The 21,867-nt window shown below is 51.0% G+C and carries 13 protein-coding genes, 6 tRNA genes, 3 rRNA genes and 1 pseudogene; 2 read left to right on the top strand and 21 right to left on the bottom strand.

The genetic code is table 11. The features are described 5' to 3' along the window. Position 1: 1 nt before the first annotated feature. The 12 genes from rpoB to C2U41_RS23840 form a co-directional block, all read right to left on the bottom strand. The gene (gene rpoB / locus C2U41_RS23900; RefSeq protein ID WP_003033111.1) at positions 2-4,030 is read right to left on the bottom strand and encodes a DNA-directed RNA polymerase subunit beta; all 4,029 of its coding nucleotides are present in this window, start codon (positions 4,028-4,030) and stop codon (positions 2-4) included. A gap of 320 nt (positions 4,031-4,350) precedes the next feature. After that, positions 4,351-4,716: a 50S ribosomal protein L7/L12 gene (gene rplL, locus C2U41_RS23895; protein ID WP_003033114.1), complete on the bottom strand. Its 366-nt coding sequence runs from the start codon at positions 4,714-4,716 to the stop codon at positions 4,351-4,353. Positions 4,717-4,782: 66 nt separating this feature from the next. Beyond that, entirely contained in the window at positions 4,783-5,280 is a 498-nt protein-coding gene (rplJ, locus tag C2U41_RS23890) for a 50S ribosomal protein L10 (protein WP_001207203.1), read from the bottom strand. A gap of 414 nt (positions 5,281-5,694) precedes the next feature. After that, positions 5,695-6,402, bottom strand: a complete 708-nt coding sequence (gene rplA / locus C2U41_RS23880) for a 50S ribosomal protein L1 (RefSeq protein WP_003033119.1) — start codon at positions 6,400-6,402, stop codon at positions 5,695-5,697. A gap of 3 nt (positions 6,403-6,405) precedes the next feature. Continuing rightward, the gene (gene rplK / locus C2U41_RS23875) at positions 6,406-6,834 is read right to left on the bottom strand and encodes a 50S ribosomal protein L11 (RefSeq protein WP_003033122.1); all 429 of its coding nucleotides are present in this window, start codon (positions 6,832-6,834) and stop codon (positions 6,406-6,408) included. Between the two features lie 154 nt (positions 6,835-6,988). Then, positions 6,989-7,534: a transcription termination/antitermination protein NusG gene (nusG, locus tag C2U41_RS23870; RefSeq protein WP_003033125.1), complete on the bottom strand. Its 546-nt coding sequence runs from the start codon at positions 7,532-7,534 to the stop codon at positions 6,989-6,991. Between the two features lies 1 nt (position 7,535). After that, a complete protein-coding gene (gene secE, locus C2U41_RS23865; protein ID WP_003033128.1) occupies positions 7,536-7,919 on the bottom strand; it encodes a preprotein translocase subunit SecE in 384 nt (127 codons plus the stop codon). Positions 7,920-8,149: 230 nt separating this feature from the next. Continuing rightward, entirely contained in the window at positions 8,150-9,334 is a 1,185-nt protein-coding gene (gene tuf, locus C2U41_RS23860) for an elongation factor Tu (RefSeq protein ID WP_003031109.1), read from the bottom strand. 118 nt (positions 9,335-9,452) lie between these two features. Then, positions 9,453-9,528, bottom strand: a tRNA-Thr gene (locus tag C2U41_RS23855). 5 nt (positions 9,529-9,533) lie between these two features. Next, positions 9,534-9,608, bottom strand: a tRNA-Gly gene (locus tag C2U41_RS23850). A gap of 114 nt (positions 9,609-9,722) precedes the next feature. Further along, a tRNA-Tyr gene (locus tag C2U41_RS23845) sits at positions 9,723-9,807 on the bottom strand. Between the two features lie 8 nt (positions 9,808-9,815). Further along, a tRNA-Thr gene (locus C2U41_RS23840) sits at positions 9,816-9,891 on the bottom strand. 19 nt (positions 9,892-9,910) lie between these two features. Here C2U41_RS23840 and C2U41_RS29820 point away from each other — a divergent pair. Then, a pseudogene (locus C2U41_RS29820) lies at positions 9,911-9,991 on the top strand (hypothetical protein); the annotation flags it as partial. Positions 9,992-10,281: 290 nt separating this feature from the next. Next, entirely contained in the window at positions 10,282-11,232 is a 951-nt protein-coding gene (gene coaA, locus C2U41_RS23830; RefSeq protein WP_003031107.1) for a type I pantothenate kinase, read from the top strand. A 31-nt stretch (positions 11,233-11,263) separates the two neighbouring features. On the opposite strand, the gene birA is transcribed toward coaA, so the two are convergent. From birA to btuB, 9 genes are all read right to left on the bottom strand, one after another. Further along, complete coding sequence (birA, locus tag C2U41_RS23825) at positions 11,264-12,226, bottom strand: bifunctional biotin--[acetyl-CoA-carboxylase] ligase/biotin operon repressor BirA (protein WP_003031105.1); 963 nt, start codon at positions 12,224-12,226, stop codon at positions 11,264-11,266. Further along, positions 12,223-13,251, bottom strand: coding sequence for a UDP-N-acetylmuramate dehydrogenase (gene murB, locus C2U41_RS23820; RefSeq protein ID WP_003845339.1), 1,029 nt, complete (start codon positions 13,249-13,251; stop codon positions 12,223-12,225). The genes birA and murB overlap by 4 nt, the downstream gene beginning before the upstream one ends. A 391-nt stretch (positions 13,252-13,642) precedes the next feature. After that, positions 13,643-13,758 (bottom strand): 5S ribosomal RNA (gene rrf / locus C2U41_RS23815). A gap of 89 nt (positions 13,759-13,847) precedes the next feature. Continuing rightward, positions 13,848-16,754, bottom strand: a 23S ribosomal RNA gene (locus C2U41_RS23810). Positions 16,755-16,960: 206 nt separating this feature from the next. Continuing rightward, positions 16,961-17,036 (bottom strand) — tRNA-Ala (locus C2U41_RS23805). 108 nt (positions 17,037-17,144) lie between these two features. After that, positions 17,145-17,221 (bottom strand) — tRNA-Ile (locus C2U41_RS23800). A 72-nt stretch (positions 17,222-17,293) separates the two neighbouring features. Beyond that, positions 17,294-18,835 (bottom strand): 16S ribosomal RNA (locus C2U41_RS23795). Together the 16S, 23S and 5S rRNA genes with 2 tRNA genes alongside form the textbook arrangement of a ribosomal RNA operon. 377 nt (positions 18,836-19,212) lie before the next feature. Continuing rightward, positions 19,213-20,064 carry a glutamate racemase gene (murI, locus tag C2U41_RS23790; protein ID WP_003847829.1) on the bottom strand — a complete coding sequence of 284 codons (852 nt, stop codon included), beginning with the start codon at positions 20,062-20,064 and terminating at the stop codon, positions 19,213-19,215. Continuing rightward, on the bottom strand, positions 20,009-21,847 hold the full coding sequence (gene btuB / locus C2U41_RS23785; RefSeq protein WP_003840550.1) for a TonB-dependent vitamin B12 receptor BtuB: 1,839 nt from the start codon (positions 21,845-21,847) through the stop codon (positions 20,009-20,011). Before btuB ends, murI begins: the two co-directional genes overlap by 56 nt. Positions 21,848-21,867 lie beyond the last annotated feature (20 nt).

The raw sequence follows: 21,867 nt of genomic DNA, 5'->3' as shown, positions 1-21,867 counted from the left end.
GTTACTCGTCTTCCAGCTCGATGTTGATACCCAGCGAACGAATCTCTTTCAACAGTACGTTGAAGGATTCCGGCATGCCTGGTTCCATCTGATGGTTGCCGTCCACGATGTTTTTATACATCTTAGTACGACCGTTCACGTCATCAGACTTAACGGTGAGCATTTCCTGCAGGGTGTATGCTGCGCCATATGCTTCCAGCGCCCACACTTCCATCTCCCCGAAGCGCTGACCACCGAACTGCGCCTTACCACCCAGCGGCTGCTGAGTAACCAGGCTGTAAGAACCGGTAGAACGCGCATGCATCTTGTCATCAACCAGGTGGTTCAGTTTCAGCATGTACATGTAGCCAACGGTAACCTGGCGCTCGAACTGCTCACCGGTACGACCGTCGAACAGTGTGATCTGACCGGAAGTCGGCAGGCCACCCAGCTGTAACAGTTCCTTGATTTCAGACTCTTTCGCACCGTCGAATACCGGCGTTGCGATCGGCATACCTTTTTTCAGGTTTTCAGCCAGACGCAGAACTTCTTCATCACTGAAGGTATTCAGGTCAACTTTCTGACGAACATCTGAACCCAGATCGTAAGCACGCTGGATGAATTCGCGCAGCTTCGCGACTTCCTGCTGCTGTTTCAGCATGGCGTTGATCTTATCGCCGATACCTTTTGCAGCCATACCCAGGTGGGTTTCAAGGATCTGACCGATGTTCATACGCGATGGTACGCCCAGCGGGTTCAGTACGATATCTACCGGCGTACCGTTAGCATCGTGTGGCATATCTTCGATCGGGTTGATCTTAGAGATTACACCCTTGTTACCGTGACGACCTGCCATCTTATCACCAGGCTGGATCCGACGTTTAACCGCCAGATAAACCTTAACAATCTTCAGCACGCCCGGTGCCAGATCGTCGCCCTGAGTGATTTTACGGCGTTTCGCTTCGAGTTTTTTCTCGAATTCGTGTTTCAGTTCGTCGTACTGCTCAGCCAGTTGTTCCAGCTGATTCTGTTTTTCTTCGTCGGTCAGGCCGAGTTCTAACCAGCGGTCGCGTGGCAGTTTGTCGAGCTTCTCAGCTTCAACACCACCGGAAACCAGCACAGCGTAGATACGGCTGAACAGGCCAGCTTCGAGGATCTGCAGTTCTTCAGACAGGTCTTTTTTCGCCTGCTTCAGCTGCATCTCTTCGATTTCCAGCGCACGTTTGTCTTTTTCTACGCCATCGCGAGTAAAGACCTGAACGTCGATAATCGTACCGGAAACACCGTTTGGCACGCGCAGAGAAGAGTCTTTAACGTCAGACGCTTTCTCACCGAAGATCGCACGCAGCAGCTTCTCTTCTGGCGTCAGTTGGGTTTCACCTTTCGGCGTTACCTTACCAACCAGAATGTCGCCACCGGTCACTTCCGCACCGATATAAACGATACCGGATTCATCCAGTTTGGAGAGCGCAGCTTCACCCACGTTCGGGATGTCAGCGGTGATCTCTTCTGGCCCCAGCTTGGTGTCACGGGACACACATGCCAGTTCCTGAATGTGGATGGTGGTGAAACGGTCTTCCTGGACAACACGCTCGGATACGAGGATGGAGTCTTCGAAGTTGTAACCATTCCATGGCATGAATGCCACGCGCATGTTCTGGCCCAGCGCCAGTTCACCGAGGTCGGTGGACGGACCGTCAGCCAGCACATCACCACGTTCAACCGGCTCGCCCAGAGATACGCAAGGCATCTGGTTGATACAGGTGTTCTGGTTAGAACGGGTGTATTTGGTCAGGTTATAAATGTCGATACCTGCTTCGCCCGGGTACATCTCGTCTTCGTTAACTTTGATAACGATACGGGAAGCATCCACGTACTGAACAGTACCGCCACGTTTAGCAACTGCAGTAACACCGGAGTCAACGGCAACAGCACGTTCCATACCGGTACCAACCAGCGGCTTATCAGCGCGCAGAGTCGGAACCGCCTGACGTTGCATGTTCGCACCCATCAATGCACGGTTGGCGTCATCGTGTTCCAGGAACGGGATCAGGGACGCACCGACGGATACCACCTGCTGGGTGGATACGTCCATGTAGTCAACCTGATCACGGCTGAACAAGCTGGATTCGCCTTTGCTACGGCAGGTAACCAGATCTTCTACAAAGTGGCCTTCGTCATCCAGGTTGGAGTTCGCCTGAGCGATAACGTAGTTGCCTTCTTCGATAGCAGACAGGTAATGAATTTCGTCAGTTACAACACCGTCGGTCACTTTACGGTACGGAGTCTCGAGGAAGCCGTATTCGTTAGTCTGTGCATACACGGACAGGGAGTTGATCAGACCGATGTTCGGACCTTCAGGCGTTTCGATTGGACATACGCGACCGTAGTGAGTCGGGTGTACGTCTCGAACTTCGAAGCCTGCGCGTTCACGGGTCAGACCGCCTGGGCCGAGTGCAGAGATACGACGTTTGTGCGTAATCTCAGACAGCGGGTTGTTCTGGTCCATAAACTGAGACAGCTGGCTGGAACCAAAGAACTCTTTCACTGCTGCAGAAATCGGCTTGGCGTTGATCATATCCTGAGGCATCAGGGTATCCAGATCGCCCAGAGACAGACGCTCTTTCACCGCACGCTCAACACGTACCAGGCCAACGCGGAACTGGTTTTCCGCCATTTCGCCTACGGAACGGATACGACGGTTGCCGAGGTGGTCGATATCATCGACTTCGCCTTTACCGTTACGGATATCGATGAGCTTCTTCATCACTTCGATGATGTCGTCTTTGCTCAGGATACCGGAACCTTCGATTTCGTCGCGCAGCAGAGAACGGTTGAACTTCATACGACCGACCGCAGACAGGTCATAGCGGTCTTCGGAGAAGAACAGGTTCTCGAACAGGCTTTCAGCAGCTTCACGAGTCGGCGGCTCACCAGGACGCATCATGCGGTAGATTTCTACCAGCGCGCTCAGACGATCGTTGGTTGGGTCGACGCGTACAGTTTCAGAAATGTACGGACCGTGGTCCAGATCGTTAGTGAACAGCGTTTCGATACGCTTGTGACCAGACTGGCTCAGCTTAGCCAGCAGATCCAGGCTCAGCTCCATGTTAGCTGCGCAGATCAGCTCGCCAGTAGATTCGTCAACGTAGTCTTTAGCCGCAACTTTACCAGCAATGTATTCAACCGGAACTTCGATATGTTTGATATCGTCTTTTTCCAGTTGGCGAATGTGGCGCGCAGTGATGCGACGGCCTTTTTCGACGTAGACTTTGCCGTTAGCTTCAATGTCAAAGGAGGCGGTTTCACCACGCAGGCGTTCCGGCACCAGTTCCATCTGCAGCTTGTTGTCGCGAATTTCGAAAACAACTTTTTCAAAGAACAGGTCAAGGATCTGCTCAGTGGTGTAGTTCAGTGCACGCAGAATAATGGTCGCAGGCAGTTTACGGCGACGGTCAATACGTACGAACAGGTTGTCCTTCGGATCGAATTCGAAGTCCAGCCAGGAACCACGGTAAGGGATGATGCGCGCGTTATACAGCACTTTACCCGAAGAGTGGGTTTTACCTTTGTCGGAGTCAAAGAAGACGCCAGGACTACGGTGCAGCTGAGAAACGATAACACGCTCAGTACCATTGATTACAAAGGTACCGTTGTCAGTCATGAGCGGAATTTCGCCCATGTAGACTTCTTGTTCTTTAATGTCTTTTACGGTGCCTTCCGGCGCTTCGCGCTCGTAGATCACCAGACGCAGTTTTACGCGCAGCGGTGCGGAATAGGTCACGCCACGGATCTGACATTCCTGAACGTCAAACACCGGTTCGCCAAGGCGGTAGCTGACGTATTGCAGCTCGGAATTACCGCTGTAGCTCTGAATCGGGAAAACGGAACGGAAAGCTGCTTCCAGACCATACTGCCCTTCAGGATCTTGCTCGATGAACTTCTGAAACGAGTCAAGCTGGATAGAAAGGAGATAAGGTATGTCCAACACTTGTGGACGTTTACCAAAATCCTTACGAATACGTTTTTTCTCGGTATAGGAGTAAACCATTAGGGTTCCTCAGCTCGCTGACAAGTCGACCCATCTGTCCGACGAAGGGACAGTTTGTGCAACACTATTTTGTTGACCGGAAAATCGAATACTTTCCGCAATGCCTGTTGCTATCACGCTTAAACCATTTCATTGCGATTTACACAGAACTGATGCTCTGTCGCAGTATATTAAGACGTCGATAGAAACAAGCATTGAAAGGCACAGCAGTAGTCAAACAGTGTGAAATGCTACTGGCGCCTTACAGCGCAAAAAGGCTGGTGACTAAAAAGTCACCAGCCATCAGCCTAATTTCTTAGGCTGCAACCAGAAAAGTTGGCTTATTTAACTTCAACTTCAGCGCCAGCTTCTTCCAGAGATTTTTTCAGTGCTTCTGCGTCGTCTTTGCTGATGCCTTCTTTCAGGGCAGCCGGAGCAGATTCTACCAGGTCTTTAGCTTCTTTCAGACCCAGGCCAGTTGCGCCACGTACTGCTTTGATAACAGCAACTTTGTTAGCGCCAGCAGCTTTCAGAATTACGTCGAATTCAGTTTTTTCTTCAGCAGCTTCAGCCGGGCCAGCAGCTACAGCTACAGCAGCAGCAGCGGAAACACCGAATTTTTCTTCCATTGCAGAGATCAGTTCTACAACGTCCATTACGGACATAGCGGATACTGCTTCAATGATTTGATCTTTAGTGATAGACATTTAAATTGTTCCTGAAAATCAGAATAAGTTTATACGTAAGCAGATGCTTGAGAAAGATAACTACGATTAAGCAGCTTCTTTCGCATCGCGTACAGCAGCCAGAGTACGAACCAGTTTGCCAGCCGAAGCTTCTTTCATGGTTGCCATCAGGCGTGCAATTGCTTCTTCGTAGGTCGGCAGAGTTGCCAGGCGATCGATTTGCGATGCCGGGATCAATTCACCTTCAAAGGCTGCGGCTTTGACCTCAAATTTTGCATTCGCTTTCGCGAACTCTTTGAACAGACGAGCAGCAGCGCCCGGATGTTCCATAGAGTATGCAATCAGGGTCGGACCAACAAACGTGTCTTTCAGGCACTCGAACTGAGTACCTTCAACGACGCGGCGCAGCAGGGTGTTACGAACAACACGCATGTATACGCCAGCTTCACGACCTGCTTTACGCAGTTCAGTCATTTTATCTACAGTTACGCCACGGGAATCCGCAACTACTGCAGACAGCGCGCCTTTGGCTACTTCGCTGACTTCAGCAACAATCGCTTGTTTGTCTTGAAGATTTAAAGCCATTAGCTTTGCTCCTGGATGTTTGCCGGAACTCATGTTCCGGAACTCACTTCACTCTCCCCAACGGAGAGAGCGTCTAAATACGGTGAGCAGAAACAAGCCAGAGTATCAGAAATAATCTTAGCGTTCTGTCACCGTCTACGCAGGGCATTAAGTTTCTTACGAAACACCTGCGGTCTTCGACGGAGGCCTGGATAGGCCAGGCTCCAACGAACAAATCTTGTCTATCTGTCGCTATTCAATCTGTGCCGGCGTTGACTGCCTTCGTTCACACCAGTCACATAGTTAACTATGCTCCTGGCGATTCACTCAGTTGTCGCCTTGCCACAGCCTGAATATCTCGGATATACGTCTGCAATTAGCAGAAACGTGGGGGTAAGATTGTAGACAAAATCACCGCCCACGTAAAGGCGAATATTAGTTCGCCACAGTCGCAGTCAGACCGGACTGATCAACGGCAACACCAGCACCCATGGTGGTGGAGATGCTAACTTTCTTGATGTACACGCCTTTAGCCTGAGTCGGTTTCGCTTTTTTCAGCGCAACCAGCAGAGATTCCAGGTTTTCTTTCAGTTTGTCAGCGTCAAAATCCACTTTACCGATGGTAGTGTGAATGATGCCGTTTTTGTCGTTACGGTAACGAACCTGACCTGCTTTAGCGTTCTTAACCGCTTCAGCAACGTTAGGGGTTACAGTACCAACTTTCGGGTTTGGCATCAGGCCGCGCGGACCCAGAACCTGACCCAGCTGGCCAACAACGCGCATTGCATCCGGGGAAGCAATAACAACGTCAAAGTTCATTTCGCCTTTCTTGATCTGATCAGCCAGATCTTCCATACCTACCAGCTCAGCGCCTGCAGCTTTAGCAGCTTCAGCGTTTGCGCCCTGGGCAAATACGGCTACGCGAACGGAACGGCCAGTACCGTGCGGCAGTACAGTTGCACCACGTACGTTCTGGTCAGATTTACGAGCATCGATGCCGAGGTTAACGGCAACGTCTACGCTTTCTACGAATTTAGCAGTGGCCAGCTCTTTCAGCAGAGCAATAGCTTCGTTGATGTCGTACTGTTTAGTTGCATCAACTTTGTCACGGATCACGCGCATACGCTTGGTCAGTTTAGCCATTTCTTAGTCCTCCACTACCAGGCCCATGGAACGTGCAGTACCTTCAATGGAGCGAGTCATCGCTTCAATGTCGGAACCAGTCATGTCGGCAGCTTTGGTCTGCGCGATTTCCTGCAGCTGAGCGCGGGAAATTTTACCCACTTTGTCTTTGTTCGGCTTACCGGAACCAGACTTGATACCAGCCGCTTTCTTCAGCAGAACTGCTGCCGGAGGCGTTTTGGTAACGAAAGTGAAAGAACGGTCAGCGTAAACGGTGATAACAACCGGGATCGGCAGACCTTTTTCCATGGAATCAGTTTTTGCGTTGAACGCTTTGCAGAATTCCATGATGTTCACGCCTTGTTGACCCAGTGCTGGACCTACCGGCGGACTCGGGTTAGCCATACCAGCTGCAACTTGCAGCTTGACGTAGGCCTGGACTTTCTTAGCCATTCTAAATTCCTCTAGTTGGGTTATAGCGCCTCAAGGAGGCTCCCCGTGATTAAATTCGTTTTACGGACAGGGTCCATAAAAACAAAAGGCGCGAAATTGTATTCCAATCTCGCGCCTTGTGCAACGATTAAATCGCCGCTTTTTTGATCGCTGTTTAGGCTTTTTCTACCTGGGCAAAGTCCAGTTCTACCGGGGTCGCACGACCAAAGATAGAAACAGAGACTTTCAGGCGGGACTTCTCGTAGTCCACTTCTTCAACCACGCCGTTAAAGTCAGCAAACGGACCGTCACTAACGCGAACCATTTCACCTGGCTCAAACATCGTTTTCGGACGCGGTTTATCACCAACCTGCTGCAGACGGTTCATGATCGCATCAACTTCTTTGTCGCTGATCGGCGCCGGACGGTCAGATGTACCGCCAATAAAGCCCATCACACGCGGCACGCTACGCACCAGGTGCCAGCTTGCGTCATTCATCACCATCTGGACCAGTACATAGCCCGGGAAGAATTTACGTTCGCTCTTGCGACGCTGGCCACCACGGATTTCGACCACTTCTTCGGTCGGCACCATGACTTCGCCAAACAGCTCTTCCATATTTTGTAACTTGATATATTCGCGCAGCGACGTGGCTACGCGGCCTTCAAAACCGGAAAACGCCTGAACGACGTACCAGCGCTTTTTAGGGGCTTCAGACATCTTAGAACCTCAGGCCAGTGATAAAGGATACCAGGCGAACCAGAATACCATCCAGTCCCCACAGGATCAGTGACATTACTGCGGTAACCGCAGCCACAATTAATGTGGTGTGCAATGTTTCCTGGCGAGTTGGCCAAATGACCTTACGGACTTCGGTTCTCGCTTCACGGGCAAAAGCAACGGTCGCTTTACCTTTTGTTGTCAACAGCGCGACACCACCCGCTGCGGCAATCAGAATCACTACGGCCAGCGCACGCAGCGGCAGCATCATGTCACGATAGAGGTAGTTGCCAACGATAGCTACAAGCAGCAATACAGCGACAACAACCCACTTCATCGCTTCCAGGCCGCGCCCGCTTCCTTGAGCTTCGGTATTCGCACTCATAAACCAACCTGTCAGAAGTATTCTACAAACATTTTCACCCCGCGTAAGCGAGGCGATCCAAACCGAAATGCTCTGGTGCGTTTCGGACTAAACGCCCTCTTCAGAGCCTGTCTCAGCAATGATTATGACAAAAAAAATCACTGATGAGCCAGGTTCTGGTGTGAAAGCGTGCAAAAAGGGCATCAAATGATGCCCTTTTATTGCGCATTGCGTCAAATGTTATTCGGCAATTAGCTCATTACTTTGGCAACAACGCCCGCACCAACAGTACGGCCGCCTTCACGGATTGCGAAACGCAGACCGTCGTCCATCGCGATCGGGTGGATCAGGGTAACAACCATTTTGATGTTGTCGCCCGGCATTACCATCTCTACGCCTTCCGGCAGTTCGATGGTACCAGTCACGTCAGTAGTACGGAAGTAGAACTGCGGACGGTAGCCTTTGAAGAACGGAGTATGACGGCCGCCTTCGTCTTTGGACAGAATGTACACTTCAGATTCGAACTTGGTGTGCGGCTTGATAGAGCCCGGCTTAGCCAGTACCTGACCACGTTCGATTTCTTCACGTTTGATACCACGCAGCAGAACACCAACGTTCTCACCAGCACGGCCTTCGTCCAGCAGTTTGCGGAACATTTCAACGCCAGTACAGGTAGACTTAGCAGTCTCTTTGATACCAACGATTTCAACTTCTTCACCAACTTTGATGATACCGCGCTCTACACGACCGGTAACAACGGTACCACGACCGGAGATGGAGAATACGTCTTCGATAGGCAGCAGGAACGGCTTGTCAATCGCACGCTCTGGTTCTGGGATGTAAGAATCCAGGAAGCCAGCCAGTTCGATGATTTTCGCTTCCCACTCTGCTTCGCCTTCCAGCGCTTTCAGAGCAGAACCACGAACGATCGGCGTGTCGTCGCCCGGGAAATCGTACTGAGACAGAAGTTCACGAACTTCCATTTCTACCAGTTCCAGCAGCTCTTCGTCATCAACCATGTCGCATTTGTTCAGGAACACGATGATGTACGGAACGCCTACCTGACGACCCAGCAGGATGTGCTCACGAGTCTGCGGCATCGGGCCGTCAGTCGCAGCAACAACCAGGATCGCGCCGTCCATCTGCGCAGCACCGGTGATCATGTTTTTAACATAGTCGGCGTGGCCCGGGCAGTCTACGTGTGCGTAGTGGCGAGTCGGGGTGTCATATTCAACGTGAGAAGTGTTGATGGTGATACCACGTGCTTTTTCTTCCGGCGCGTTATCGATCTGATCGAATGCGCGAGCAGCACCGCCGTAGGTTTTAGCCAGTACGGTAGTGATTGCAGCGGTCAGCGTTGTTTTACCATGGTCAACGTGGCCGATAGTACCGACGTTAACGTGCGGTTTAGTACGTTCAAATTTTTCTTTAGACATCGATTGTCCCTCTAAGACACGGATAAATCGGTGATATCACCACATCAACCAGGCAATATACCTGAGCTGTTGAATGCTTTTAAAAGTAAACAGAGAGAAACGGGAAGGAGAAGTGAAGTGGTGCTGATACCCAGAGTCGAACTGGGGACCTCACCCTTACCAAGGGTGCGCTCTACCAACTGAGCCATATCAGCACGTCTGGAGCGGGCAGCGGGAATCGAACCCGCATCATCAGCTTGGAAGGCTGAGGTAATAGCCATTATACGATGCCCGCATCCTGAAACTCGGCTACCCAGTTCTTTCTGTAACAAAAAAGAGATTTCTCTCTTTTCTGTTCGAGCTGATTAATTTTTTAATCAACTCAGGCGGCGATAACGCTGCCAGAAAGTGGTGGTGGGGGAAGGATTCGAACCTTCGAAGTCTGTGACGGCAGATTTACAGTCTGCTCCCTTTGGCCGCTCGGGAACCCCACCGGACTTGATGGTGCCGACTACCGGAATCGAACTGGTGACCTACTGATTACAAGTCAGTTGCTCTACCTACTGAGCTAAGTCGGCATCAAGTAGCGCGCATTTTATGGAGACATGCGCACTCATGCAACTAAAAAATTGCATAAAATGTTCTATCGCTCACATTTTGCACTATGCGACCGATAAATAATCTATTTCTTCTTTGGATTGGACAAATTTCCAACGCCAGGTGCCACCTCAGGGAGGAATTTTGCTCCAGCATGCACGCGTCGATAGAGAGAAAGCACATCTTTATACATCTGGAATACCCGTCACATTGCATTTCAGAGGATGATTTTTTCTTATTATTCCCCTCCATCTGGTGTTACCCTCCTGCCCATTGTCCAAATTAACTGAAATGTGCGTGCCATTGCGTACCGGGGATGATTTCGTTTTTTACCGCAGACCTGATATAGCAATGACAGCCAGACCATGCGTATGAGTATAAAAGAGCAAGCGTTAACGTCGCCTTACCTACAGTTTGATCGCAACCAGTGGGCTGCGCTTCGTGATTCCGTGCCGATGACCCTGACCGAGGAAGAGATTGCTCGTCTTAAAGGCATTAACGAAGACTTATCGCTGGAAGAAGTTGCCGAGATTTATTTGCCTCTCTCGCGTTTGCTAAACTTTTACATCAGTTCAAACCTGCGACGTCAGGCAGTGCTGGAGCAATTTTTAGGCACGAATGGCGAGCGTATTCCTTATATTATTAGTATTGCTGGCAGCGTTGCCGTCGGTAAAAGTACGACAGCGCGTGTTTTGCAGGCCTTACTCAGTCGCTGGCCAGAGCATCGTAAGGTTGAATTGATTACTACCGATGGCTTTCTCCACCCTAACCAGGTATTGAAAGATCGTGGACTAATGAAGAAGAAAGGCTTCCCCCAGTCCTATGATATGCATCGCTTGGTTAAATTCGTTTCCGATCTGAAATCAGGCGTACCTAACGTCACGGCGCCGGTCTATTCCCATCTCATCTATGATGTGATCCCTGATGGCGACAAAACCGTTGCCCAGCCCGACATATTAATACTCGAAGGATTAAATGTATTACAAAGCGGGATGGACTATCCTCACGATCCACATCATGTATTTGTTTCTGACTTTGTCGACTTTTCTATTTATGTTGATGCGCCAGAAGAATTACTCCAGACGTGGTATATCAACCGCTTTCTGAAATTCCGTGAAGGGGCGTTTACCAACCCGGACTCTTATTTCCATAACTATGCAAAATTATCAGAAGATGAGGCTATCAATACTGCCACATCGCTATGGAAAGAAATTAACTGGCTGAATTTAAAGCAAAACATTTTACCAACACGTGAAAGAGCCAGCTTGATTATGACTAAAAGCGCCAATCATGCCGTTGAGCAAGTCAGGCTACGTAAATAAATAAAAAGGGGAGCCTCAGCTCCCCTTCTTATTATTCAGCACTTCTCAGCGATATTTCTCCACCCATCCAGGGTTTGATCTCGCCATTTTGTTCAAGCAATAATGCACCTTGCGCGTCTATTCCACGAGAGATACCAAATATTTCTTTATCACCAATAATAAGTTTTACCGGGCGGTCGATAAAGTTATCCAGTTTCTTCCAGCGAGACAGATACGGTGCTAAACCTTCGTGCTCAAAGAGCACCAACGCAGCGCGCAACTCACGTATCAGTCGGGCAGCAAGGGTATTGCGGTCAATGTTAATGCCCGCTTCCTGCAGGTTAATCCAGCCTTGATTAACCACATTTTCTTCAACCCGGCGCATGGACATATTAATACCCGCGCCAATAACAATTTGCGCGGCATCACCTGTCTTACCGGTCAGTTCAACCAGGATCCCTGCCAGTTTACGGTCGAGTAAATAGAGGTCGTTGGGCCATTTTACACGGACTTTATCCGCACCTAGATCGCGCAAAACCTCAGCCATGACGATACCAATAACCAGACTCAGGCCAATCGCGGCGGCCGGTCCTTGTTCCAGCCGCCAGAACATTGAGAGGTAAAGGTTGGCACCAAACGGTGAAAACCATTTCCGACCACGGCGGCCGCGCCCGGCCTGTTGATATTCAGCGACGCAGGCATCCCCTGACTCCAGCTGACCTATTCGGTCCATCAGGTACTGATTGGTTGAATCGATAACCGGCAGGACAGTGATATTTCCACCATCCAGTTGAGAATGAATAAGTGAGGCATCTAATAGTTGGATAGGCTCCGGTAAGCTGTATCCTTTACCTGGAACAGTAAAGACATCAACCCCCCAGTCGCGCAACGTCTGGACATGCTTATTGATTGCGGCACGGCTCATTCCCAACGTTTCACCGAGCTGCTCACCGGAATGAAATTCTCCATCGGCCAATAATGAAATAAGCGTCAGAGGGACGGTATTATCCTTCATGCAATGATCTCCACAGCATTCATTTCACCCTGCGGACCAATAAACCGGACCTCTGGTTCGAGCCAGACATTAAATTTCTCACCGACTTTTTGGCGCACATGGTGTGCAAGTTGCACTACATCCTGACTCGTCGCATTATCTGCATTGATCAGCACCAGTGCCTGCTGCTGATGTACCGCCGCGCCACCAATGCGCATACCTTTTAGCTGGCACTGATCGATAAGCCAGCCTGCTGCCAGTTTCACAGAACCATCAGCCTGCGGGTAATGAGGTGCTGTTGGGAATTTAGCCAGGAGCTCCTGCGCAATATTCCCAGTGACAACTGGGTTTTTAAAGAAGCTACCCGCATTACCGTTTACTTTCGGATCGGGCAGTTTTGTCGTGCGCATATGGCAGACTGAATCAAAAACCTGCTGAGGTGTAACTGTTGTAGGATCCAGACGCGTCAGGTCACCGTAAGTCAAAACGGGCTGCCACTGTTTAGGTAAGCGCAGACCAACGGCTACAATTGCGAAACGATCCTGGTATTCATGCTTGAAGATGCTGTCACGGTAACCAAAACGGCATTCTGTAGCACTGACGCGCAGATGTTTGCCGGTCGCCAGTTCAATGCAGTCCACATATTCGCAAACACGCTGAAGTTCCACACCATAAGCACCAATGTTCTGGATTGGCGATGAGCCGACACAGCCCGGAATAAGTGCCAGATTTTCCAGGCCAGGCATGTTGTGCTCCAGCGCATAGCACACCAACTGATGCCAGTTTTCACCCGCGCCTACGTGCAAATGCCACGCATCAGGTTGCTCTGTAATCTCAATACCCTTAATACGATTGACGATCACCGTACCCTGGAAGGTATCAAGAAACAGGACGTTACTCCCTTCGCCCAGAATCAGTACTGGATGATGCGATGCATTGGCTAATTGCCAGGCATTCAGTAATTGTTGTTCATTTTCGGCGCAGACAAGTTCATTCGTTTGCTGATCGATACCGAAGGTGTTCCAGGCTTTAAGGGAGTGATTCATAGACGCTTTCCTGATGCAAAATCGCGCCTAGTTTACCGCATATACCGCAGGATGGCTTGTGTTATGGAGGCTCAGGATATTGCTTTGCACCCGATGGTGCTGCGATGTGCGTGATGCGCTGCGCTTATCAGGCCTGCACAATACGTTCAGCCCGGCGGTTTTTACCCCGCACACACGCAAAAAAGCCCATCCGTCAGGATGGGCTTCTTCACTTTATTTGATGCCTGGCAGTTTATGGCGGGCGTCCTGCCCGCCACCCTCCGGGCCGTTGCTGCGCAACGTTCAAATCCGCTCCCGGCGGATTTGTCCTCCTCAGGAGAGCGCTCACCGACAGACCACAGATAAAACAAAAGGCCCGGTCTTTCGACCGGGCCTTTCGCTTTTATTTGATGCCTGGCAGTTCCCTACTCTCGCATGGGGAGACCCCACACTACCATCGGCGCTACGGCGTTTCACTTCTGAGTTCGGCATGGGGTCAGGTGGGACCACCGCGCTACAGCCGCCAGGCAAATTCTGTTATCAGACCGCTTATGCGTTCTGATGTAATCTGTATCAAGCTGAATGTCGTCTCTTCGCCAAAACATCTTCGGCGTTGTAAGGTTAAGCCTCACGGTTCATTAGTATCGGTTAGCTCAATGTATCGCTACACTTACACACCCGACCTATCAACGTCGTCGTCTTCAACGTTCCTTCAGGAGACTTATAGTCTCAGGGAGAACTCATCTCGGGGCAAGTTTCGTGCTTAGATGCTTTCAGCACTTATCTCTTCCGCATTTAGCTACCGGGCAATGCCATTGGCATGACAACCCGAACACCAGTGATGCGTCCACTCCGGTCCTCTCGTACTAGGAGCAGCCCCCCTCAATTCTCCAGCGCCCACGGCAGATAGGGACCGAACTGTCTCACGACGTTCTAAACCCAGCTCGCGTACCACTTTAAATGGCGAACAGCCATACCCTTGGGACCTACTTCAGCCCCAGGATGTGATGAGCCGACATCGAGGTGCCAAACACCGCCGTCGATATGAACTCTTGGGCGGTATCAGCCTGTTATCCCCGGAGTACCTTTTATCCGTTGAGCGATGGCCCTTCCATTCAGAACCACCGGATCACTAAGACCTGCTTTCGCACCTGCTCGAGCCGTCACTCTCGCAGTCAAGCTAGCTTATGCCTTTGCACTAACCTCCTGATGTCCGACCAGGATTAGCTAACCTTCGTGCTCCTCCGTTACTCTTTAGGAGGAGACCGCCCCAGTCAAACTACCCACCAGACACTGTCCGCAACCCGGATTACGGGTCCACGTTAGAACACCAGCCATTAAAGGGTGGTATTTCAAGGATGGCTCCATGCAGACTGGCGTCCACACTTCAAAGCCTCCCACCTATCCTACACATCAAGGACCAGTGTTCAGTGTCAAGCTATAGTAAAGGTTCACGGGGTCTTTCCGTCTTGCCGCGGGTACACTGCATCTTCACAGCGAGTTCAATTTCACTGAGTCTCGGGTGGAGACAGCCTGGCCATCATTACGCCATTCGTGCAGGTCGGAACTTACCCGACAAGGAATTTCGCTACCTTAGGACCGTTATAGTTACGGCCGCCGTTTACCGGGGCTTCGATCAAGAGCTTCTCCTTACGGATAACCCCATCAATTAACCTTCCGGCACCGGGCAGGCGTCACACCGTATACGTCCACTTTCGTGTTTGCACAGTGCTGTGTTTTTAATAAACAGTTGCAGCCAGCTGGTATCTTCGACTGATTTCAGCTCCATGAGTAAATCACTTCACCTACATATCAGCGTGCCTTCTCCCGAAGTTACGGCACCATTTTGCCTAGTTCCTTCACCCGAGTTCTCTCAAGCGCCTTGGTATTCTCTACCTGACCACCTGTGTCGGTTTGGGGTACGATTTCGTGTTACCTGATGCTTAGAGGCTTTTCCTGGAAGCAGGGCATTTGTTACTTCAGCACCGTAGTGCCTCGTCATCACACCTCAGCGTTAAAAAGGTACCGGATTTACCTGGAACCTCCGCCTACATGCTTAAACCGGGACAACCGTCGCCCGGCTAACATAGCCTTCTCCGTCCCCCCTTCGCAGTAACACCAAGTACAGGAATATTAACCTGTTTCCCATCGACTACGCCTTTCGGCCTCGCCTTAGGGGTCGACTCACCCTGCCCCGATTAACGTTGGACAGGAACCCTTGGTCTTCCGGCGTGCGGGTTTTTCACCCGCATTATCGTTACTTATGTCAGCATTCGCACTTCTGATACCTCCAGCATACCTCACGATACACCTTCAACGGCTTACAGAACGCTCCCCTACCCAACAACACATAGTGTCGCTGCCGCAGCTTCGGTGCATGGTTTAGCCCCGTTACATCTTCCGCGCAGGCCGACTCGACCAGTGAGCTATTACGCTTTCTTTAAATGATGGCTGCTTCTAAGCCAACATCCTGGCTGTCTGTGCCTTCCCACATCGTTTCCCACTTAACCATGACTTTGGGACCTTAGCTGGCGGTCTGGGTTGTTTCCCTCTTCACGACGGACGTTAGCACCCGCCGTGTGTCTCCCGTGATAACATTCTTCGGTATTCGCAGTTTGCATCGGGTTGGTAAGTCGGGATGACCCCCTAGCCGAAACAGTGCTCTACCCCCGAAGATGAATTCACGAGGCGCTACCTAAATAGCTTTCGGGGAGAACCAGCTATCTCCCGGTTTGATTGGCCTTTCACCCCCAGCCACAAGTCATCCGCTAATTTTTCAACATTAGTCGGTTCGGTCCTCCAGTTAGTGTTACCCAACCTTCAACCTGCCCATGGCTAGATCACCGGGTTTCGGGTCTATACCCTGCAACTTAACGCCCAGTTAAGACTCGGTTTCCCTTCGGCTCCCCTATACGGTTAACCTTGCTACAGAATATAAGTCGCTGACCCATTATACAAAAGGTACGCAGTCACCCCATAAAGAGGCTCCCACTGCTTGTACGTACACGGTTTCAGGTTCTTTTTCACTCCCCTCGCCGGGGTTCTTTTCGCCTTTCCCTCACGGTACTGGTTCACTATCGGTCAGTCAGGAGTATTTAGCCTTGGAGGATGGTCCCCCCATATTCAGACAGGATACCACGTGTCCCGCCCTACTCTTCGAGTTCACAACCTGTGCATTTTGGTGTACGGGACTATCACCCTGTACCGTCGGACTTTCCAGACCGTTCCACTAACACACAAGCTGATTCAGACTCTGGGCTGCTCCCCGTTCGCTCGCCGCTACTGGGGGAATCTCGGTTGATTTCTTTTCCTCGGGGTACTTAGATGTTTCAGTTCCCCCGGTTCGCTTCATTACGCTATGTATTCACGTAATGATAGTGTGACGAATCACACTGGGTTTCCCCATTCGGAAATCGCCGGTTATAACGGTTCATATCACCTTACCGACGCTTATCGCAGATTAGCACGTCCTTCATCGCCTCTGACTGCCAGGGCATCCACCGTGTACGCTTAGTCGCTTAACCTCACAACCCGAAGATGTTTCGTAAAACACCATCGTGTTGCGAAAATTTGAGAGACTCGAACACACCGCTTTTCATTTCTTATTACGGAGAAATGAAACAGTGTGTCGTTTCAATTTTCAGCTTGATCCAGATTTTTAAAGAGCAAAACTTCGCAGTGAACCTTTTCAGGTACACTCTGAAGTTTTCTTGTGTTTTTGCAGTAAAGATGGTGGAGCTATGCGGGATCGAACCGCAGACCTCCTGCGTGCAAGGCAGGCGCTCTCCCAGCTGAGCTATAACCCCATCGTAAATGCTAATCTCTGTACCCTAATTCGTTTCCGGGCAAGGCGCGGTGGTGCGAAGCATACTGAAGTATGCGAGCATCGCCGTAACACAGCACGGAAGCGAATTTGGTAGGCCTGAGTGGACTTGAACCACCGACCTCACCCTTATCAGGGGTGCGCTCTAACCACCTGAGCTACAAGCCTGCAGAGATTTTCTTACTGCTAATTTTTCATCAGACAATCTGTGTGAGCACTACAAAGAACGTTTCTTTAAGGTAAGGAGGTGATCCAACCGCAGGTTCCCCTACGGTTACCTTGTTACGACTTCACCCCAGTCATGAATCACAAAGTGGTAAGCGCCCTCCCGAAGGTTAAGCTACCTACTTCTTTTGCAACCCACTCCCATGGTGTGACGGGCGGTGTGTACAAGGCCCGGGAACGTATTCACCGTGGCATTCTGATCCACGATTACTAGCGATTCCGACTTCATGGAGTCGAGTTGCAGACTCCAATCCGGACTACGACATACTTTATGAGGTCCGCTTGCTCTCGCGAGGTCGCTTCTCTTTGTATATGCCATTGTAGCACGTGTGTAGCCCTACTCGTAAGGGCCATGATGACTTGACGTCATCCCCACCTTCCTCCAGTTTATCACTGGCAGTCTCCTTTGAGTTCCCGGCCGGACCGCTGGCAACAAAGGATAAGGGTTGCGCTCGTTGCGGGACTTAACCCAACATTTCACAACACGAGCTGACGACAGCCATGCAGCACCTGTCTCAGAGTTCCCGAAGGCACCAAAGCATCTCTGCTAAGTTCTCTGGATGTCAAGAGTAGGTAAGGTTCTTCGCGTTGCATCGAATTAAACCACATGCTCCACCGCTTGTGCGGGCCCCCGTCAATTCATTTGAGTTTTAACCTTGCGGCCGTACTCCCCAGGCGGTCGACTTAACGCGTTAGCTCCGGAAGCCACGCCTCAAGGGCACAACCTCCAAGTCGACATCGTTTACGGCGTGGACTACCAGGGTATCTAATCCTGTTTGCTCCCCACGCTTTCGCACCTGAGCGTCAGTCTTTGTCCAGGGGGCCGCCTTCGCCACCGGTATTCCTCCAGATCTCTACGCATTTCACCGCTACACCTGGAATTCTACCCCCCTCTACAAGACTCTAGCCTGCCAGTTTCGGATGCAGTTCCCAGGTTGAGCCCGGGGATTTCACATCCGACTTGACAGACCGCCTGCGTGCGCTTTACGCCCAGTAATTCCGATTAACGCTTGCACCCTCCGTATTACCGCGGCTGCTGGCACGGAGTTAGCCGGTGCTTCTTCTGCGAGTAACGTCAATCGCTGCGGTTATTAACCACAACGCCTTCCTCCTCGCTGAAAGTACTTTACAACCCGAAGGCCTTCTTCATACACGCGGCATGGCTGCATCAGGCTTGCGCCCATTGTGCAATATTCCCCACTGCTGCCTCCCGTAGGAGTCTGGACCGTGTCTCAGTTCCAGTGTGGCTGGTCATCCTCTCAGACCAGCTAGGGATCGTCGCCTAGGTGAGCCGTTACCCCACCTACTAGCTAATCCCATCTGGGCACATCCGATGGCAAGAGGCCCGAAGGTCCCCCTCTTTGGTCTTGCGACGTTATGCGGTATTAGCTACCGTTTCCAGTAGTTATCCCCCTCCATCGGGCAGTTTCCCAGACATTACTCACCCGTCCGCCACTCGTCACCCAAGGAGCAAGCTCCTCTGTGCTACCGTTCGACTTGCATGTGTTAGGCCTGCCGCCAGCGTTCAATCTGAGCCATGATCAAACTCTTCAATTTAAGTTTGATGCTCGTGAATTAAACTTCGTAATGAATTACGTATGTTCACTCAGAGACTTGGTATTCATTTTTCGTCTTGCGACGTTAAGAATCCGTATCTTCGAGTGCCCACACAGATTGTCTGATAAATTGTTAAAGAGCAGTTGCGACGCGCTTTAGCGCTCTGTCGCGAGGTCCCGTATATTACGTTTTCCTCATTCAGAGTCAAGCATTTATTTTTGCTTTTCTCTACGAGATTCTCTGGAGAACCCCGCTGACCCGGCGGCTTGTAATCCGTTGTTCCGTGTCAGTGGAGGCGCATTATAGGGAGTTATTTCAGGCTGACAAGGGGAAATTTAAAATAATCTTCCGAGTGCGTGTTTTTTCATCAAAACCACTTAAACTGACAGTTTTTCGAGCGTTTTAAAGCCATAGCGCTGTAGCACTGGCAATAGTTGTTCGGCTTCTGTCGTCATTGCCATACAAAATGCAACGTTCTCATCGGTTGATTTCGCATCTGGCGCTTCATGTTCTAATAACCAGGCGGTGCGGCGCGCAATCGCGGCACCAGAATCCACCAGCCGCGTCCCCTCGGGCAGGACCTGTAAAAGCTCTTCCTGTAATAGAGGGAAATGAGTGCACCCGAGCACTACCGTATCGGGTGGTTCCGACATCCGCAGCCACGGACGCAGAATACGCCGCAGCTCTTCCAGAGAAACTGTTTCACCGTGCAGCTTCGCTTCCGCCAGTTCCACCAGCTCAGCAGAACCCAACATTGCAATTTGGCATTCGTTAGCAAACCGCGCAATCAGCTCATGGGTATACGAGCGCTTCACCGTTGCACGCGTAGCCAGCAGCCCCACTACGCCATTCGCCGTGAGTCGCGCCGCCGGTTTAATCGCAGGCACCACGCCCACAACCGGGAAGGCAAACTTCTCACGTAACGCAGGAAGCGACACCGTGCTTGCTGTATTACATGCGATGACCGCAAGAGAAAGGGGATAGCGCTGCTGGACAGCAGTCACAATCTCAACAACACGCTCGACGATAAACTCCTCGCTCTTCTCTCCATAAGGAAAGGCGACGTTGTCGAAAGCGTAGATATAGTGGAGATCCGGCAAAAGACGCCGGATCTCGTCATAGACCGACAACCCACCGACGCCGGAATCAAACACCAGCACGGTGGGACGGGGATCAGAAGGTGTAGCTGCCAGACAAGGTGTATTCCCGTCCTGCAGTTGCGTAGCCATAAACTGTCTCGTAATCTTTATCGAACAGGTTGGCGATTTTACCACGAACTGTCAGCTGTGAGGTGATTGGATATGACACGGCAAGATCCCACAGGCTAACTCCTCCCATTTTTACCGGCTGGTAGGTTACGTAGTCCGTGTCATAACGCGTTCCCAGGTAGTGATACGTCAGGCCCCAGTCAAAATCATAGACCTGCCAGTCAAGCTGGTATTTCACCTGCTGTTTAGAACGTCGTGCGAGGGGCTTGTCCGTAATTGCATTGCGCGAATCGACATAATCGTAGCTCAACGTATGTGCCAGCGGTCCGGTATCAAAGTTTGCGGTCGCTTCAACGCCTTTAATGCGTACTTTACCTTCGTTAAAGTATTTCTCGGTATGTGGGTCATAATCGATCATGTCATCGATATCGTTACGATACCCTGAAACTCGCCAGTTCACACCCGCCGTTAAGCCTTCAAACGCCCCTTCCCATTGCTTACTTTGTTCAGGATCCAGGTTCGAATTGCCGTAATAACCATGCAACTGCCCGAGATTAGGTGCTTTGTAAGATGTACCGTAGGACGCAATAAAGCGATAGCCTTCAATAAACTCCCATCCGGCGCTGGTTTGCCATGTGCCATGACGTCCAAACTCGGAGTTATCATCACTGCGCGCAGCACCTTCGAAAGTGAAATCACCCAGTTGCTGTAATCCCGTCAAGTAGAGGCCGGTATTTCGCTGGTCGTAACCGTCCGTGACATACCCGGTGCCAGGCTCCGTAGTTTGCTTTTGCCAGTCGACACCAGCGCCCACATTACCATGACCAACCACTATGCTGTTTGACCACTGCACATTATATTGCTTCATCTCATCCAGTGTGGCCGAGGAGTCATAGCGACCATAATCCGGATCATAGTTGTAGTCTTTGCTATGGCTATAGCTCGAAACCAGCTGCGACTGGATAAGCTCGCCATTAAAACGCAGTCCGGCATCCCAGCTTTGGCTGTAGAGTTTTCGGGTATCGAGGAGCGGCGAGCCAGGAGAGTAATATGAGTCGTAATTCGTGCGGTTATCATAACCATAACCGCGAACAAACCCGCTCCATGTATCGGAAAAGTTGTGTTCCAGCGCGCCATACAGCGTCTTACTTAAGAAGCCGTCTTTGTCGGGCTGAGCCTGAGAGCCGGTGCTGCCGTATGCTACAACATCAAAGCCTTTGGTATAGGCATAATCGCCCATCAGCGTGACGCGCGTATTTTCGCCGAGCTGTTGTTGGGTTGAGACATCGTAATTCTGGTAGCCATTGCTACCCACACCGGCTGTCAGTTCCGTCCCCGGCTTTTCGCGCGTGGTAATGATATTCACCACGCCGCCAATCGCATCAGAACCATAAACCGCCGAACGCGGCCCTCGAATGTATTCGATACGCTGCACTAACGAGACCGGGAACTGGCTGAGATCGGCTGCGCCGCTAACCCCTGCCAGGTTCAGGCGCACGCCGTCAATCAGCACCAGAACATGGCTGGCGTTGGTGCCGCGAATAGAGATAGACGAGTTTTGTCCCATACCACCGTATTGAGCGATATCGACGCCAGGCAGACGACGAAGCACATCATTCACGGAGGTAGATTGCCAGCGATCGATATCCTGACGCGTAACAACGGTAATAGGAGCGAGTACTGCGCTACGAGGCTGCTGAAAACGGTTGGCAGTGACGACGAGAGTATCCGGGCGAGTGTCCTGTGCCCAACCAGAAAATGCCGTGACGGACAGCGCCGTGCACAGCAATGATTTTTTGATCATTGTAAAGCATCCACAATTTA

Source organism: Citrobacter freundii complex sp. CFNIH4, from assembly GCF_002934505.1.
In the GTDB taxonomy this organism is placed as follows: domain Bacteria; phylum Pseudomonadota; class Gammaproteobacteria; order Enterobacterales; family Enterobacteriaceae; genus Citrobacter; species Citrobacter freundii.
The sequence above is the reverse complement of the archived record's forward strand: the minus strand, read 5'-3'. Positions and strand labels throughout refer to the sequence as shown.